Source organism: Candidatus Binatia bacterium (assembly GCA_036504975.1).
GTDB lineage: Bacteria > Desulfobacterota > Binatia > UBA9968 > UBA9968 > JAJPJQ01.
Map to the genome: position 1 here is coordinate 16,091 of DASXUF010000021.1, position 15,133 is coordinate 31,223.

Annotated in this window: 14 protein-coding genes; 7 read left to right on the forward strand and 7 right to left on the reverse strand. The window is 59.0% G+C overall.

From position 1 onward, the window contains the following. Positions 1 to 57: 57 nt before the first annotated feature. The 4 genes from VGL70_03190 to VGL70_03205 are packed head-to-tail and all read right to left on the reverse strand — an operon-like array spanning position 58 to position 4,147. Entirely contained in the window at positions 58 to 816 is a 759-nt protein-coding gene (locus VGL70_03190) for a hypothetical protein (protein ID HEY3302524.1), read from the reverse strand. Between the two features lie 19 nt (positions 817 to 835). Continuing rightward, positions 836 to 1,837 (reverse strand): cupin domain-containing protein, encoded by a 1,002-nt coding sequence (locus VGL70_03195; protein ID HEY3302525.1) that lies wholly within the window; start codon positions 1,835 to 1,837, stop codon positions 836 to 838. Continuing rightward, positions 1,834 to 2,841 (reverse strand): ABC transporter substrate-binding protein, encoded by a 1,008-nt coding sequence (locus VGL70_03200; GenBank protein ID HEY3302526.1) that lies wholly within the window; start codon positions 2,839 to 2,841, stop codon positions 1,834 to 1,836. Before VGL70_03200 ends, VGL70_03195 begins: the two co-directional genes overlap by 4 nt. A 52-nt stretch (positions 2,842 to 2,893) precedes the next feature. Further along, positions 2,894 to 4,147: an MFS transporter gene (locus VGL70_03205; protein ID HEY3302527.1), complete on the reverse strand. Its 1,254-nt coding sequence runs from the start codon at positions 4,145 to 4,147 to the stop codon at positions 2,894 to 2,896. A 52-nt stretch (positions 4,148 to 4,199) separates the two neighbouring features. Between VGL70_03205 and VGL70_03210 the strand changes: the two genes are divergently transcribed. From VGL70_03210 to VGL70_03230, 5 genes are read left to right on the forward strand one after another with little or no spacing between them, the layout of a single operon-like run. After that, a complete protein-coding gene (locus tag VGL70_03210; GenBank protein HEY3302528.1) occupies positions 4,200 to 5,114 on the forward strand; it encodes a cobalamin-binding protein in 915 nt (304 codons plus the stop codon). 9 nt (positions 5,115 to 5,123) lie between these two features. Further along, positions 5,124 to 6,491: an MATE family efflux transporter gene (locus VGL70_03215; protein ID HEY3302529.1), complete on the forward strand. Its 1,368-nt coding sequence runs from the start codon at positions 5,124 to 5,126 to the stop codon at positions 6,489 to 6,491. 45 nt (positions 6,492 to 6,536) lie between these two features. Next, complete coding sequence (gene asnB / locus VGL70_03220; GenBank protein ID HEY3302530.1) at positions 6,537 to 8,441, forward strand: asparagine synthase (glutamine-hydrolyzing); 1,905 nt, start codon at positions 6,537 to 6,539, stop codon at positions 8,439 to 8,441. Next, positions 8,413 to 10,137 carry a glycosyltransferase family 39 protein gene (locus VGL70_03225; protein ID HEY3302531.1) on the forward strand — a complete coding sequence of 575 codons (1,725 nt, stop codon included), beginning with the start codon at positions 8,413 to 8,415 and terminating at the stop codon, positions 10,135 to 10,137. Before asnB ends, VGL70_03225 begins: the two co-directional genes overlap by 29 nt. Before the next feature lie 19 nt (positions 10,138 to 10,156). Further along, positions 10,157 to 10,888, forward strand: a complete 732-nt coding sequence (locus tag VGL70_03230) for an SDR family NAD(P)-dependent oxidoreductase (protein ID HEY3302532.1) — start codon at positions 10,157 to 10,159, stop codon at positions 10,886 to 10,888. 26 nt (positions 10,889 to 10,914) lie between these two features. On the opposite strand, the gene VGL70_03235 is transcribed toward VGL70_03230, so the two are convergent. Further along, complete coding sequence (locus tag VGL70_03235) at positions 10,915 to 12,027, reverse strand: FAD-dependent oxidoreductase (GenBank protein HEY3302533.1); 1,113 nt, start codon at positions 12,025 to 12,027, stop codon at positions 10,915 to 10,917. A gap of 3 nt (positions 12,028 to 12,030) precedes the next feature. Beyond that, positions 12,031 to 12,249 carry a ferredoxin gene (locus VGL70_03240; GenBank protein ID HEY3302534.1) on the reverse strand — a complete coding sequence of 73 codons (219 nt, stop codon included), beginning with the start codon at positions 12,247 to 12,249 and terminating at the stop codon, positions 12,031 to 12,033. Between the two features lie 211 nt (positions 12,250 to 12,460). Here VGL70_03240 and VGL70_03245 point away from each other — a divergent pair, with 211 nt between their 5' ends. After that, on the forward strand, positions 12,461 to 13,357 hold the full coding sequence (locus tag VGL70_03245; protein HEY3302535.1) for a LysR family transcriptional regulator: 897 nt from the start codon (positions 12,461 to 12,463) through the stop codon (positions 13,355 to 13,357). A 75-nt stretch (positions 13,358 to 13,432) separates the two neighbouring features. Here the strand turns inward: VGL70_03245 and VGL70_03250 are convergent, their stop codons facing one another. Then, positions 13,433 to 14,509 carry an extracellular solute-binding protein gene (locus VGL70_03250; GenBank protein ID HEY3302536.1) on the reverse strand — a complete coding sequence of 359 codons (1,077 nt, stop codon included), beginning with the start codon at positions 14,507 to 14,509 and terminating at the stop codon, positions 13,433 to 13,435. A gap of 228 nt (positions 14,510 to 14,737) precedes the next feature. On the opposite strand from VGL70_03250, the gene VGL70_03255 reads away from it, so the two are divergent. After that, a partial coding sequence (locus VGL70_03255) for a LysR family transcriptional regulator (protein HEY3302537.1) occupies positions 14,738 to 15,133 on the forward strand: 396 nt, incomplete at its 3' end.

Sequence of the window (15,133 nt, forward strand, 5' to 3'; positions counted from 1 at the left end):
GAAACAATCCGACTTTCGGTTGCGGCGTAGCCGCACTCCAAGACGCGAAGAACGCTTTCAGTTCCCACGCTCCTCGGCGTCGAGCACCGACTGAAAACTCGCTCCATACAAGTCCACCGAAGTCAGCCCGCAGTACTCCAGGCTATAGCCTGGCCGTACGTCCGCCATCCCGTCCTCCAATATTCGCCGGAGGACCATGCGCCTGAAGCTCCCGTGGCCCATGACGCCGTCCTCGTGCTCTCTCAAGTCCGCCTCTTCATGCGTGGAAAAGTAGACGGCTTCGGCGGGCGTGAGTCCGTAGTGCGTCGTCAAGGCTTTGAAGAAGTCCCGTGACCAGTAGCCGAACTGCTGCTCGGTCGCGCCCGCGGCGTAAAACTCCGCCACGGTTCCTTCCCATACGATCGCCCGCTTGTAGTCGAGATGGGCGCGGAACCCGGCGAGCATTGGCGCGAGAAAAATATCGTCTTCAGCGACGCCGAGCGCTCGGGCCGTCTCCAACACCACGCGCACGTGGCCGGGTGGTTTGGGATGGATCAGCTCGTCGGCCAGCTTTTCGGCCATGAGCGCCATCAAGTCGCGGTGCTTGCGAAAAAACGCGATGTGCTTGTGGTAGGAAGCCGCCTCCAGCGTATTGATCTCGATGGTGAAGGCGCCCCAATTTTTAAAAAAAAGCCGCAGCGCGTCGCGCGGGAGCGCGCCGGCCCTGAGCTTCTGCATGAACGGCGCATCCGTGACGCGCTCCTTCCACCTTTGCGCCACTTTGCGATAATGCTCCGCTACATACGACTCCGCCTCGGCGCTGCTCATCCGCTCCATGCCGCCGGCGACTCTCCTTTTAAACCTCTTCCTCGCGATAAAAACCCAGCGCCTCCATCAACGGCCGGTCGTTCATCGAGAAGAGAATCGCTCCCTCGCGCGAATCGTTGCCGTGATGATGCGGCGTCCAAAGCGGCACGGTGAACGAGTCTCCCTGCGACCATTCGAAACGCTTGCCGCCGACGGCCGTGAAACCTTTTCCTCTGAACGCGTGGTAGATCGCCGTGCTCGTGTGGCGGTGCGATCGCGTCGTCTCGCCGGGGCGCAGCATCTGGATCTCGCACGAGAACGTCGGCAAGGTCGGCCCGCCGGTCAGCGGATTGACGTAGCGCAATAGCACGCCGTCGAACGGATCGCCTGGAGTTTCGCCGAGGGCTTTGAGCGTTTTTTCCGTTTCCTCCCACGGATAGCGGTAAGGCGCCGGCTGAGCGCCCGGCTCGATCCAGCTCGGGCGGGCGAGGCCCATCTCGTATCGGGAAAAATTTTCCGGCCGCGAGATCGGCTGCTGATCGGCGCCGAAAATCTCGGCGAAGCCGATCTCCAATAAGCCCATGAGCGGCGCTTCGATGCCGTCGAGCCAGATGATCGGCTCGCTCGATCCGTTGTAGTGATCGTGCCAGGTCCGGCTCGGCGTCGTGATGAAATCGCCCGGCGTCATCGGAAACGCCTCGCCCTCGACCGTCGTCTGCGCGCCGCCGCCCTGGAGGACGAAGCGGATCGCTCCCATCGTGTGGCGATGGGCGCGCGCGATCTCGCCCGGCTTGACGAGCTGCACGCCGAGCGCGAGCGTGTGCGTCGTGCGGACTTTTCCCGGCGAGCGAAACGCGATGAAACGTCGCAGCGAATCGTCCATGCCGAGAATCTCACCCGCTTCGTTCAGCGCGCCATAGACGTCGTGCCAGCGCCACATGCAGGGCTCGAACGACGCCTTCGGCTCGAAGGACTCGCTCCGCGGGATGCCCCAGTAGCCGACGAGGTTCAACTTTTCCAGCTTGCGGTTGAAATCCTCGATCTTGCTCATTTTGCCTTGCCTGTTTCGCCCAGCACTTCCTTCAGAATCGTATAATCCACCAGCCGGCCGAGCGGAACCGGCCCTTTGAGCTTCGCCTGCGCGGCGATGACTTCCATCTCCGCCATGACGGTCTCATCCGGCGTGGTCCCATCCCTGGTGAAGGCTTTGACGATTTCCCGATGCGCAAGCTCGGCGGTTTTGCGCTCGACTTTGAATTCGTCTGCGATCAACGAAATCACCCGCTCCAGATTGGCGGGATCCCGGGTAAATTCCATGGAGCGGAGCGTGGCGCGGATCATCCGCTTTACTTGGGACGGATTGGATCGGAGCTTCGCGTCCGATGCGCCGACGCCGGCGAAGGGGCTCCGCATGATGTCGGCGGTGCCGCCGAGATTCCGAAAGCCCATATCTTCGGCCTTGAAGTTGAACGGCAGCGAAAGCATCGCCGCCGTCACCGCGCCGCTCTGCAACGCCGCGAGGCGGTCGGCGGCGTCGGGGATGGCGACCATCACCAAATCTTTCTCGGGATTGAGACCCTGGGCTTTCGCCATCAGCCGAGCGCCGTACGCGTCCGTCGCGACGACGCCGGAGACGGCCACGCTCTTCCCGCCTTTGAGGTCCTGGATCGTCTTGATCTCCGGCCTGGCGGCGAGAAAAAATATCACCCGGTCCATCGTAAACATCGCGGCCTTGAGGGGCACGCCGGCGGCCGCGGCGCGGAGCGTCGTGCCGATCGCCGAGATGTAATCCATCTCGCCGCTGATGACGGCGGCCACGCCGACGTCGGATTTCATGACCTCTAGCGAAACTTCTAGGCCTTCCGATTTGTAGGCGCCGAATTTGTCGCCGATGTAGAACGTGAGGAACGTCATGCTCCTCGACGGCATGGCGACGCGCACCTTCTCCGCCGCCGCCGCGCCGGGTAAAACGAAAACTCCTGCGGCCAGGAGATAAAAGGCGGCGGCTAGGCGCGCGGTCCGGAAGCCGCGGGGTTTTATTGTTTTATTCGTCATCGAGCGACCGTCTAGTCACTGGGACATTTCTACGCCGCCCGGGTCGCCGAAGTCAACGTTCGTCCGGCCGTAATTCGAAAGATGGCTCCCGGTCGGCGGCTTCCTTTATCTGCGTGATCCACCGGGAGGTCAATCCCACCGACAGGGCGCCGATGATTCCGCCGGCGACGACCGCGCCGGGAGCGCCGAGAGCGGAGGCCGCCAATCCGATTTGCGCCTGTCCCATGAAAGGGCCGCCGACGAGGAAGACATGCACGAGCCCCTGGACCCTTCCTCTCAATCGATCGGGCGTGAGAAGCTGAATGATCGTCATTCTGAGAGTCTCGCCCGCGGAATCGAGCGCGCCGAGCAGCAGGGCGATCGCAAAAGAAAGCGCGAACCAGCGCGAGAGGCCGAACAAAACGAGCCCGAGCGTGTAAAGCAGCGTGATCGGAATGATGAGGCGGGGCTTGCGGCTGAGGCCGCTCCACCCCATGACGACGGAAGAGCCGACCAGGGCGCCGAGCGCCGGCGCGCCCAACAAGACGCCGAGCCCCGTCGGTCCGACGCCGAGAATATCGCGCGCGAAGACCGGCATCATCGCCCGGTACGCGCCGAAGAACGAGACGCACGTGTCCATCGCCAGCAGTCCCAGGATCGCGGAATTTTTCCACACGAACGCGAACCCTTCGTGCATGCTCTTGAGCGCCGACTGGCGATCCGGCGGCGCCGCCGCCGGGCGCACCCGCATGCCGAGGAGGCAGACGATCACCGCGAGAAAGCTCGCCGCGTCGATGTAGTAGGCCCGGCTAAGCCCGGCCCAGGCGATGATCAGGCCGCCGATGAAAGGACCGGCGAGATGAGCGCTCTGCCGGAGAGTGATGTTCAGCGCGAACGCCGTGGGCAGATGCTCGCGCGGCACGAGACCAGGAATCATGGCGCCGCGCGCCGGCTGGTCGAACACCATCAGCGCGCTGGAAAGAAACGTCACCGCGTAGATGTGCCAGACCTGCACCTGGCCGGAGTCGGTCAGCAGCGCGAGAGCGAGCGACAACAAGAGCGCGAGGGACTGCGTGGCGATCAACAGCCGCCGCCGGTCGATCCGGTCGGCCAGCCAGCCGCCGGTCAAGGAAAACAGGATGACCGGCGCGGCCCGGAAGAGACCGGTTACGCCGAGCTGAAGCGGCGAATTCGTCATTTCGTAAATCTGCCACACCATCGCCACCGAAGTGAGCTGGCTGCCGACGGCGGAAACCAGAAGGCTCGACCAGAAAAGGCCAAAGTTGCGCTCGGCGAGAACATTCCAGGGTCTGACAGGTTTTTCCATGATTGAAGTTTTCGAGTAGCATAATGGAAGCTTTTACGCTAATGATTTCGACATGCGCATCTGTTCTCTGCTGCCGAGCGCGACCGAGATCGCCTTCGCTCTCGGCCTGGGCGACGAAGTCGTCGGCGTGACCCACGAGTGCGACTATCCGCCGGAGGCAAAGAAGCGGCGCGTCGTCGTGAAGAGCGCGATCGAGCCTGAAAAACACGCCAGCGGCGAGATCGACCGGCTCGTCCGCGAGCACCTGCAGACAAAGAAAAGCATCTACGCGATCGACCTCGCGAAGTTCCGAGAGGCGAATCCGGATTTCATTCTCACCCAAAATTTGTGCGACGTCTGCGCGCTCGATTACAACGCAGTGGCCGAGGCGGCGCGCTCGCTCGCGCGCGCGCCAAAGATCGTCGCCCTCGCGCCCGCGAATTTTTCGGACTTGTTTCGCGACATCGAGACGGTCGGCGCGGCCGCCGGAAAAAAGCGCGAGGCGCAAGCGCTCGTGACCGACTTGAAGCGGCGCGTCGACCGCGTGCGCGGGCGCGCAGCCGGCGCCGATCTCAGGCCGCGCGTCGCCTGCATCGAGTGGCTCGATCCCATTTATAACGCGGGCCACTGGGTACCCGAGATGGTCGCGCTGGCGGGCGGCACCGACGGCCTGGGCGCAAGGGGAGAGCCCTCGAAAAAGGTCGAGTGGGAAGCGGTGCGGTCTTTCGCGCCGGAGGCGGTGGTGCTACTGCCCTGCGGCTTCGATGTCGCGCGGAGCTTGAGGGAAGCTTCGCTCCTCTCACGTCTCGACGGATGGAATGATTTGCCAGCGGTAAAGAGCGGAAGAGTCTATGCCGTCAACGGCTCCGCCTATTTCAATCGCTCCGGGCCGCGGCTCATTGACGGGCTGGAGATACTGGCTCAGATCATCCATCCGGAAATTTTTCCCTGGCAAGCACCGCCGGAAGCGGCACAGAGACTTTCGTAGCCATCGCCAGTGGAACCGGCATCAGCGCTTCGCGACGACGAATCTCCCTCCGCTCACCTAAAAGATATTTTAACATTGGCGGTTCCCGCCATGCTGGCGATTGCCAGCGAGCCCCTGTTCATTCTCGCCGATACGGCGATGATCGGCCGCCTCGGCGTGGAGCCGCTGGCCGCGCGCTCCATCGCCTCGTCGCTCATCGGCGGCATTTATTGGATCTTTGCGTTTCTCATCTTCGGCACCACGACGCTTGTCGGCTACCACCGTGGCACGGGTGAGCCGGAGATCTGCGGCGAGATCTGCGTCCAGGCGCTTTTTCTCGCCGCCGTCGGAGGGATCGTTGTCGCGGCTCTGGGGATCCTCTTCGCGCGACAGTTATATCTATGGATGGGCGCCGGGCGGGACCTGCTGGAACAAGGAACCACCTATTTTCGCATCCGCATCGCCGGCACGCCGTTTACGTTTCTTCTTTTCGCCTGCGTCGGGTTTCTGCGCGGCATCCAGGACACGCGCACGCCGATGCTCATCGCTTTCGCCACGAACGGCCTCAACGCCGTTCTCGATTACGTTTTGATTTACGGCGCTCTCGGCTTTCCCGCGCTGGGGCTCAGAGGCGCCGCTTTCGCGACCCTCGTTTCACAGATCGTGGCCGGCGGTATTTGCCTCGGCATCGTCTTTTTTTCCTCCTACACCGCCCAATACCGGCTCAACCGGTGGCGGCTGAATGCGCGCAGGCTGCTCTCGCTCTCCCGCATCGGCCGCGACCTCGCCCTCAGAACCGGCGCGCTGCGTTTTTCGCTCGTCTTCGCCACCGGCACGGTCGCGCGCATGGGCACGGTGACGTTGTCGAGCCACGAAATTGCGCTCCAGTTGTTTTTGCTTTCGTCGGACACGATCGACGGCATCGCCGTCGCGGGACAAACGCTCACAGCCAAACATCTCGGCGAGCGCCGGCCCGACGCGGCCTATCGGATGGGAAAAGTTTTGCTTCTCTGCGGTCTCACTGCCGGACTGATCTTCGGCTGCGCGTATGTCCTCTTGAAGCCGGCCTTGATCGGCATCTTCACCCGCAGCCCGGAAGTCGTCGCGACCCTCGGGGTCGCGATCTTCGTCCTGCTGGCGCTGTTTCAGCCGGTCAACGGCGTCGTCTTCGCCTCCGACGGTTTTTTGCTCGGCGTCAACGACACGCGCTATCTCATGTGGGCGATGCTCGCCGGCGCGCTCGGCATCTTCGTGCCGGTGGCCTGGCTCTCGCTGCACTTTCAGTGGGGGCTGCTCGGCGTGTGGATCGGACTCAGCCTGCTCATGGCCTGGCGCTTGGCGACAAATCTGCATAGATTTTTCAGCAAGCGGTGGATTTCCAGATTTCCCGCAAAATAATTTGCATTTGAGAAGAGTCCCCCATAAAAGTATTCTAGAACCCTCATGTGCGGCATCTATGGATATGTCTCCTCTCGCGGCGGGATTCAGCCCGAAATATTGCGCCGTATGGGCGACACCCTCCGGCACAGGGGGCCCGACGATGAAGGAGAATGGCTCCAGCATTCAGAAGCGCGTGCCGTCGCGCTGGGTCACAAGAGACTCAGCATCATCGATCTTACTTCCGCCGCCAAGCAACCCATATCCGACGAGGACGGCAAAATCTGGCTCACTTACAATGGAGAGATCTATAACTTTCGGGAACTCAGGAGCGAGTTGGCGGCCAAAGGGCATATCTTTAAGTCGACTTCCGACGGCGAAATTATCGTCCACCTTTATGAAGAGATGGGCGCGGCATGTCTGGAGAGGCTCAAGGGCATGTTTGCCTTCGCTCTGTGGGACGAGACTCAACAAACGCTTTTTCTGGCGCGCGACCGGATCGGGAAAAAGCCGCTCCATTACGCCATTTACGACGGCGGAATCGCCTTCGCTTCGGAGATCAAGGCGCTTCTGAAGCATCCTGAGGTGGTTAAAGAAATAGACCTCAGCGCTCTCAACAAATATCTGACTTTCGAATACGTGCCCGCCCCTGCTACGATCTTTAAGTCGATTAAAAAGCTCGAGCCCGGCCATTGCCTTTCTTACCAAAACGGAAAGAGCGAAATAAAAAAATATTGGGACATTCCTCTCGCGGATTACCCGATCGGCTTTAAGACCGAAGATGAATATGCGGAGGAGCTTAGAGACATTCTAGAAAGAGCGGTCAGGTCGAGACTCGTGGCCGATGTCCCTGTCGGCGTCTTCCTGAGCGGGGGTATCGACTCCGGTCTCGTGGCCGCGCTCGCGGCGAAGGCCGACAGAAAAATCGAATGCTTTTCCATCGGCTTCGATGAGCCGTCGTTCGATGAGAGCTCACACGCGAAAAGCATCGCCAAGGCGCTCGGCCTCAATCATCGCCTGAAGATCTTCAACACCCGGGAGATGCTGGACAACCTGGATGAGCTTCCTAACTTCCTGGACGAGCCCCTGGCGGACGCCTCGATCCTGCCCTCTTATCTTCTGTCTAAAGTCGCGTCCGAAAGGTTGAAGGTGGCGCTCAGCGGAGACGGCGGCGATGAGCTGTTCGCCGGCTACCCGACGTATCAGGCTCACCGGATCATCACCTATTACGACTTGCTGCCTGAGACATTGAAGAATTCGGTCAAGGCCCTGGCCGCTTGGCTTCCCGTCTCGCACGGCAACATCAGCACCGATTTCAAGATCAAGCAGTTCTTGCGCGGCGCCGGGGTGTCCCCCGAAATCCGGTTCTTTATGTGGATGGGAAGTTTCACCGAGAGCGAGAAGAAGGGGCTTTTAAGCAGCGACCTCAGAGCGGCCCTCGCGCACGAGAATACTTACGAAGACGTCTTCGCTTATATCCGGGAGAGCGGTCTAAACAAAGACCTCGAAAGAATACTTTATCTTTCGATGAAGCTCTATCTCCAGGACGACATCCTCGTCAAGGTCGATCGAGCGGCGATGGCCAACGGCCTGGAGGTGAGATGCCCTCTGCTGGATCAGGAGCTGGTCGAGTTTGCCTGCAGGCTGCCTATGCAGTACAAGCTCCATGGATTGAAGACCAAATATCTGCTGAAAAAAGCCGCCGCGGGCATATTGCCGGACTCCATCATCAACCGAAAGAAGAAAGGCTTTGGCATCCCGATCTCGAAGTGGCTCACGGGCGAACTCAAGAGCTCTATGCTCGACTATCTCGGCGAAGAGAGGATCAGGCGGCAAGGATTCTTTAACTATTCCTCAGTCAAGAGCCTGATCGACGACCATCTGGCAAAAAGAAAAGATAACCGGAAGTTGCTCTGGACGCTCCTGATATTTCAAATTTGGCATGAGCGATTCTTCGAAAGCCACCGCTGAATCGAAGAGCGTCCAGGAAATTTGCTGGCTCGGCGTTTTTGCCGTGCTCTGCTTTTTCGTCCTCTTTCACAATCTCGGAGGAGCGGCGCTGTTCGAACCCGACGAAGGCCGAAACGCCGAAGTCGCGCGCGAGATTCAGCTGCTCCAAGACTGGGTGACGCCTCATTACGATTTCATTCCCTACCTCGACAAGCCGATGTTTTTCTATTGGCTGGTCGCGTTCGCCTATGAGATCTTTGGAGTCTCGGAATGGTCGGCGCGCCTGCCTTCCGCGCTCGCGGCGCTCGGCTGCGTCCTGCTGGTTTATAATCTGGCGCGAACCTCTCTCGGCCTCTGGGGAGGATTGTGGACCGGCCTGATCCTTTTGACCGGCCCGGCGTTCTCCGCGCTCTCGCGCGCCGTCATCTTCGACATGACGCTGACTTTTTTTATCACCGCGTCCCTGTGGTCGTTCTACCGAGGACAGAATGCCGGCGCCAAGTCCAAGAGAGGCTTTTTTCTCCTGATGTATGGAGCCATGGGATGTGCGACGCTGGTGAAAGGCCCGATCGGAGTGATTTTTCCGGGAATGGTGATCGCGCTCTATCTGCTTCTGACTCGACGGTTGTCAATGCTGCGCGAGATGGAACTCCCGCTTGGCCTGTTACTCTTTCTCTTGATCGTGGCGCCGTGGTATCTATGGGCGGAATCGCGAAATCCGGGATACCTCCGCTATTTCATTCTCGAGGAGAATTTCCTCCGCTACCTCACGCCTCACTTTGACCGGGCGCAACCCTGGTATTACTACGCCGGAGTTCTGGCCATCGGCTTCTTCCCGTGGACGGCGCTCATCTATCTTCCGTTCAAGAATATAACGGCGGCCCTCAAAGACGAGAGGAGGCTTTTTCTGATCCTGTGGATGGTTCTGCCTCTGCTTTTTTTCAGCTTTTCCGCCGCAAAGCAGCCGGGCTACATCCTTCCCGTCTTTCCGCCGCTGGCTCTTATGACGGCCGAGGCAATGGCGTCCATGCTGGCCGCGTCCAACGCGAGGGCGCGCTGGCCGTTGGCGATTCCGTGGCTGATTTTTCTCGCGGTGTTCGCTTACTTCACCCTCGCCTTGTTCATGCCCGAGCTCTTGCCCGGCGATCTCCAGGAACGCTCTCCTGAAGTCTTGCCTCTAATTCGTCGGATATCCGGGCCGCTGCTCCCCATTCTCCTGGTCCTCCTGGCTCTGGGCGCCGCGGCGAGCCTATGGGCAAAACCCGCTCCTTACTACCTCGTTTGCTTGGCATTTTTTTCCGCCTTCCATTTCTTCGGTATCGGAGTGCTGGACTATATTTCTCATACCCGCTCTTCGCGGGATATTGCGGAAAAAGCGCTTCCTCTTATCCGCCCAGGCGACCGCGTGGTGATGTACGACGGCCTCTCAAGCCTGCCGTTCTACCTGCGCGTGGACTACCCTATATGGATCGTATCGCCGGCGCGCAGAGAGATCATGGGAAGCTTTTACATCGCTAAAAAAAAACCCGCGCCCTCTCACGGTTCCGGCAACGTAGTGCTCAGCGTCGAGGAATTCTTAGAAGCATGGAATCAATCCGGGACGAGACTGGTGGTCTTTGCGGAGGAAAAAAGACTGGCTCGGCTTCAGGAACATGCAAAGTTGCCGCCGAAACGACTCTTGACCCTGCGCGGTGTCGTCCTGATTACAAATCAATGAGAAGAACGGGAGGCAAGGTATGTCGCTAGTAGCCGTCGTAACCGGAGGCGCGGGAGGGATCGGCGCGCCGATCTGTCGCGCTCTCGCCCAAGATGGAATGAAGATCGTCGTCGCCGACTTCGCCGAGCCGGCGGGAGAATCGATCGCCGGCGAGATCGTCAAAGCCGGCGGCGCGGCGATTTTTCAGAAAGTGGACGTTGGGGATAAAGCGAGCGTGTCGCAGATGGTTGACGAAACGCTCGCAGGTTTTTCGCAGATCGATGTTCTGATCAACGGCGCGGGCGTGATCTCGCGCGCGCCGGTCCAGAAGATGACCGAAGACGAGTGGGACCGGGTGCTCCGGATCAATTTAAAGGGCACCTTTCTCTGCTCCCAGGCGGTCTCGCGCCACATGACGGAAAGAAAAAGCGGACGGATCATCTGTCTCGCCTCCGGACGCGGAGTCGCGGGCCAGCCGCGCGCCGCCCATTACGCCGCGTCGAAGGCCGGCGTCATCGCGTTCGTAAAATCTTTCGCCGTGGAGCTTGCGACTCACAACGTTCTCATCAACGCCGTCGCGCCGGGCGCGACGGACACGGCGATGGCGCGCTCGGGCTCGACGGAAGAAGAATGGCGGAAGCGCGCGGCGGTTCCGGCGCTGATGGGCGGCCTCACGACGAAAGAAGAGATCGTCGGCTTGGTCCGCTATCTACTGTCAGAGCCGGCCAAATACATCACCGGCCAGACGTTCTTTCTAAGAACGCCGAGATAAATCGGGGGTCAGGGATCGGGGTTCGGTTAGCCCTCAAATCGCGCGGGGGAAAACTCCAGGCCTTTTTGTTCGTTAGGGTTGAGAATCAGCTTCGCCGCCAGCGCCCCCACCGCCGAGCTGGTTGTGACGCCGTGACCGCCGAGGCCGGCGACCCAGAAGAATCCTTTCACCTTGGGGTCCCATCCGATCACAAAGCGGCCGTCGGCGGAGAGAGTCCGTAACCCCGCCCAGCGGTGCTTGAGCGCCACGTCGGAGAGCGCCGGCAGATGGCGTTGGATTTTTTCGAAGAGCAATTCGACCGCCGACTCGTCCGTCGGCGCGTCGCACGGGGCCATCTCTTCTTGATCGCACGGGCAGAGCAGCAGTCCGCCCGCTTCGGGACGAAAATAAAATTCGTGCGTGACGTCCCAAACGAACGGCCACTTTCGGTTCACCCAGGAGATCGGCGCGCTGACGAAGAGATGGCGGCGGCACGGGTGGAGCGGCGCCGCGACGGCGCCGGCCAACTTTGCAACCGCCGTCGCCCATGGACCGGCGGCGTTGATGAGCGTGTCCGTCATGATCGTTTCGTCGGCCGTCACCACGGCAGTCACCCGTCCTTCGCGAGTCACGATCTTCTCGACGGCGGTGCGGTAGCGGACTCGCGCGCCCAAGGATTGCGCGGCTTTGATATATCCTGTGAGGAGCGCGTGGATGTCCACGACTCCGTCCGTCGGGCACCAGACCGCTCCTTCGAAGTCGGCGCCTTGCAGCGCCGGGACAAAATCCAGCGCGCGCTCGCGCGTCCAGCACTCCGCCGTCATGCCAAGCTGTCGCGCGATCGCCGCATCCTGGACGAGCTTCCGCCAGCCTTCGCCGCTGCCCAGAAGCAGCGAGCCGTTTTGCTCGAAGCCAACCGGCGCCGGCCAGTCCGGAGGGAGAGCGCGCAAGAACGCGGCGCCCTCGGCCGTAAGTTCCGTGAGCGCGCGGTCCGCTACCACCTGGCGAACCATCGCCGCGTTCCGCCCCGAAGAATGGACGCCGAGAATTTCCTCTTGCTCTAGAATGAGAATTTCCCGCGCGCCGCTTCGCGCCAAATGATAGGCCGTGGCGGCGCCGGCAAAACCGGCGCCGATGATGACGTACTGGGATGAAGTCACGGATCAGTCCGGCGGAAATATTTTCTTTCCCGTCCCCTCCTCTGCCAGGGCGATCGCTTTCGTCGGACAGATTTTGGCCGCCAAAAGAATCTTCTCGTCGGCGTCTCCCTTGGGATCCGCGACCGTGGCGATAAATTTCTCGTCCAGCTTGAACACCTTCGGCGTCGCCTCGACGCACTTGCCGTAGCCCTCGCACTTTGTCCGATCGACTGTGATCTTCATGATCGCCTCCTTGCGGCCGAGGATAATTTCTTTGTAACCGATTCCCGCTCATTCGGCCAGCCCCTCCTGCGCCGATGTGGGTTTGTTCGACAGCAAGGATATTATTTATCCATTCGAGTTGATGATTTATAACTCATGGGATTTTGATACCTTATGCTATTTTCATGCCTGGGTCGTTGTGCTAACGAGATAAACAGTCCTTGAGACGCGCATGACCTTATACCAACTCGAAGTCTTTACCTTGGTCGCAAAGGTCCAAAGCTTCACCAAGGCCGCCAGAGAGCTTCATGTGGGCCAGCCATCCATCTCTGCCCTTATAATCCAGCTACAAAAGGAACTGGGCCTTAAGCTTTTCGAGAAGTTCGGGCTCAAGAGTCATTTGACCGAGGCGGGAAAAAGATTCCTTCAGAGAACCGAGAAGATCCTGAAGCTTGTCGAAGAATCCAGAGATGAGATGGAGCAATTCAAGGGTCTCAAGAAGGGAAAGATCTCCATAGGCAGCTCAGGCATGGGGGCAAGTTTGATTCTGCAGGCGGTGGAGAAATTTAAGGAACGATATCCCGAAATCGACATGAGTTTGACGTTTCAGCAAAGCGAGGCTTTGCACCAAAAACTTCTAAGCGGCGAAGTCGACGTGGCTCTGCTCGGAAGACACATTAAGTCTCCGTTGATTATTGCCAAGCCTTACCGCGACGACGAGATGGTATTTATTGTTCCCCCCAAACATCCGCTGGCAAAGAAGCCCTCGGTACCGCTCAATCTTCTGGCACAGGAGCATTTTATCAGCTACGAGACGGCCGCCCCCGTGATAGAAAAGATGGAGCAAAGATTCGCCGCCAAAGGAATCGCCTTTAAACCCAGTTTGGAAATAAGGCTCTCCATGGGCAGCAGGGACGCGATCAAGAGTGCGGTATCGACCGGGCTTGGAATCAGCATTCTCACTAAATGTCACATCCTCGGTGATGTCAAAGCCGGCCGCCTGAAAATTTTGCATGTTCCGGAACTGAAGTTGAAACGGACACTGTATATTGCTTTTCACAAAAATCGCAGAGAATCCTCTTGGGTCCAGTCATTTGTTGCCTTTCTAAAAGCTTACAAAAACGGTTAACGGAGAAGAAAAAAAGCAATCGGAGCCGTATAAGAGCCGAGGAAATACAACCCAAGTTTGGGATAGAAAGCCCGTTCAGCGGTTTAGCAAGTAGCGGCTTTGCAACTCCAGATAATGCTTTCCCAGTTTTTCTCCGTCGACGGGCACCAGCAGCAATGTCTTGACCCGTCGCTGCTCCAGATCCAATTCAGGAACCTTGGGTTGAATACCCTGCCGTCCGGAATGCATCAATCCTTTGTCAACGAGGATTCTTTGCCCGGAATCGGAAAGGAGGTAATCCATCAGGAGCGCGGCGGCGTAGGGATGGGGCGATCGCTTCCCAAGATAAATCGGCGTGACCGCTCCAGGCGTTGGATCGGGAAACACGATTTCTACCGGGCATCCCTGCCGTTTGAGACTCTGCACCCTGAAGGCGTACACTTCGATCGCCGCCTTGAATTCTCCGGCGCACAAGAGCTGCACCGTGAGATTATGACCGCTGCGGACCGCCGCCCCGTTTCGCACCAGCCCTTGCAAGAACTTCTCCGTCTTTTCCTTTCCCCAGGTCTTGAGCCATACCATCATGGCTCGATCGGGATTTCGGTCGATGGCGAAGCTTGACATCCATTTTGGCTCAAGGAAGTCCTCGTATTTCTTTGGCGCGTCGGCCTTGGAGACGAGCCGCGTGTTATAGGCAATGACGGCGACCACATCGACCAACGACGTCCAGTAGCCTTCCCGATCTTTATGGGCATCGGAATAAAATCTTCTTTCCGGAGAGGTGTAGCGGCCCACCAGGTTGGCTTTCATAACGACGGGCAGATTTTCATTCGATCCGGAAAGCACGTCTACGGCGAACTTTCCCGCCTTAGACTCGGTTAAGAACCGGTTTACAACAGCCTCGCCTCGTCCCCGCCAGATCGTGGCTCGGACTCCCGGATAACGTCTTTCGAACTCTTCTCTGAGCGCCTCCCCTTGCTCCACAGCCAAGGTGCTGTACCACACCACTTCACCTTCCTCTTTAGCCTTCGAGACAAGCAATCTTTGTCGCTCTTCCCCTGAGAGCTTGCCGAGCTGCCTCCAGATTTCCTCCGGCTCCGCCGCCGGGGCGCCGGAAGGAAAAAACAATGGCAGAGCAAAGACCCAAGCGAGCAACGACCGCCGGCCCCTCATAACATAGCCTCCTTACAGCTCTCGATCGCCCGGCACTGTTTGCATTTCCTCCAAGGCTGCTTCGTATGGAACGGACCTCTCGAGCGAATCGCTAAATGGAATGCGGCGCTTCATACCTATAGCGGCCAATCCCGGTTGTCAACAATTTCCACGGCAGGAACCTTCTTGATTTCTTTATTCCAATTGATCACAATCGCATCTCTGTCAAGTCAAGCCGGAGGATTTCGTATGACCCTGTGGCAGTTGAAGACATTTGCTACAGTCGCCAGGGAAGGCAGTTTCACCAAGGCTGGAAAAATTTTGCAGATCAGCCAGCCTTCCGTCTCCTCGTTGGTCATCAGTTTACAGAAAGAGCTTGGCGTAAAGCTCTTCGAAAAGTTGGGAATGAAGCCCCGCCTCACGGAGGCGGGCAGACTGCTTTTGAAGCGCGCGGAGAGCGTGCTTGAAACTACCGATAAGATTCCGGAAGAGCTGGAGGAAGTAAGGGGATTGAAGAAAGGAAGAATTTCAATCGGCGGCTCGTCTTTTGCGGCGGCTTTTTCCCTTGCCGTAATAGTTCAATCATTCAAAGAGAAACATCCCGGAATCGAGGTTATATTTAAAATCGAGAGAAGCGGCGTCTTG

Bases quoted from the DNA above. Each gene is read 5' to 3' on its own strand.
- asnB (HEY3302530.1), top strand. From the start codon at position 6,537: ATGTGCGGCATCTATGGATATGTCTCCTCTCGCGGCGGGATTCAGCCC.
- VGL70_03195 (HEY3302525.1), bottom strand. From the start codon at position 1,837: ATGAGCAAGATCGAGGATTTCAACCGCAAGCTGGAAAAGTTGAACCTC.
- VGL70_03250 (HEY3302536.1), bottom strand. From the start codon at position 14,509: ATGAGGGGCCGGCGGTCGTTGCTCGCTTGGGTCTTTGCTCTGCCATTG.
- VGL70_03245 (HEY3302535.1), top strand. From the start codon at position 12,461: ATGACCTTATACCAACTCGAAGTCTTTACCTTGGTCGCAAAGGTCCAA.
- VGL70_03205 (HEY3302527.1), bottom strand. From the start codon at position 4,147: ATGGAAAAACCTGTCAGACCCTGGAATGTTCTCGCCGAGCGCAACTTT.
- VGL70_03200 (HEY3302526.1), bottom strand. From the start codon at position 2,841: ATGACGAATAAAACAATAAAACCCCGCGGCTTCCGGACCGCGCGCCTA.
- VGL70_03230 (HEY3302532.1), top strand. From the start codon at position 10,157: ATGTCGCTAGTAGCCGTCGTAACCGGAGGCGCGGGAGGGATCGGCGCG.
- VGL70_03190 (HEY3302524.1), bottom strand. From the start codon at position 816: ATGGAGCGGATGAGCAGCGCCGAGGCGGAGTCGTATGTAGCGGAGCAT.
- VGL70_03240 (HEY3302534.1), bottom strand. From the start codon at position 12,249: ATGAAGATCACAGTCGATCGGACAAAGTGCGAGGGCTACGGCAAGTGC.
- VGL70_03210 (HEY3302528.1), top strand. From the start codon at position 4,200: ATGCGCATCTGTTCTCTGCTGCCGAGCGCGACCGAGATCGCCTTCGCT.
- VGL70_03225 (HEY3302531.1), top strand. From the start codon at position 8,413: ATGAGCGATTCTTCGAAAGCCACCGCTGAATCGAAGAGCGTCCAGGAA.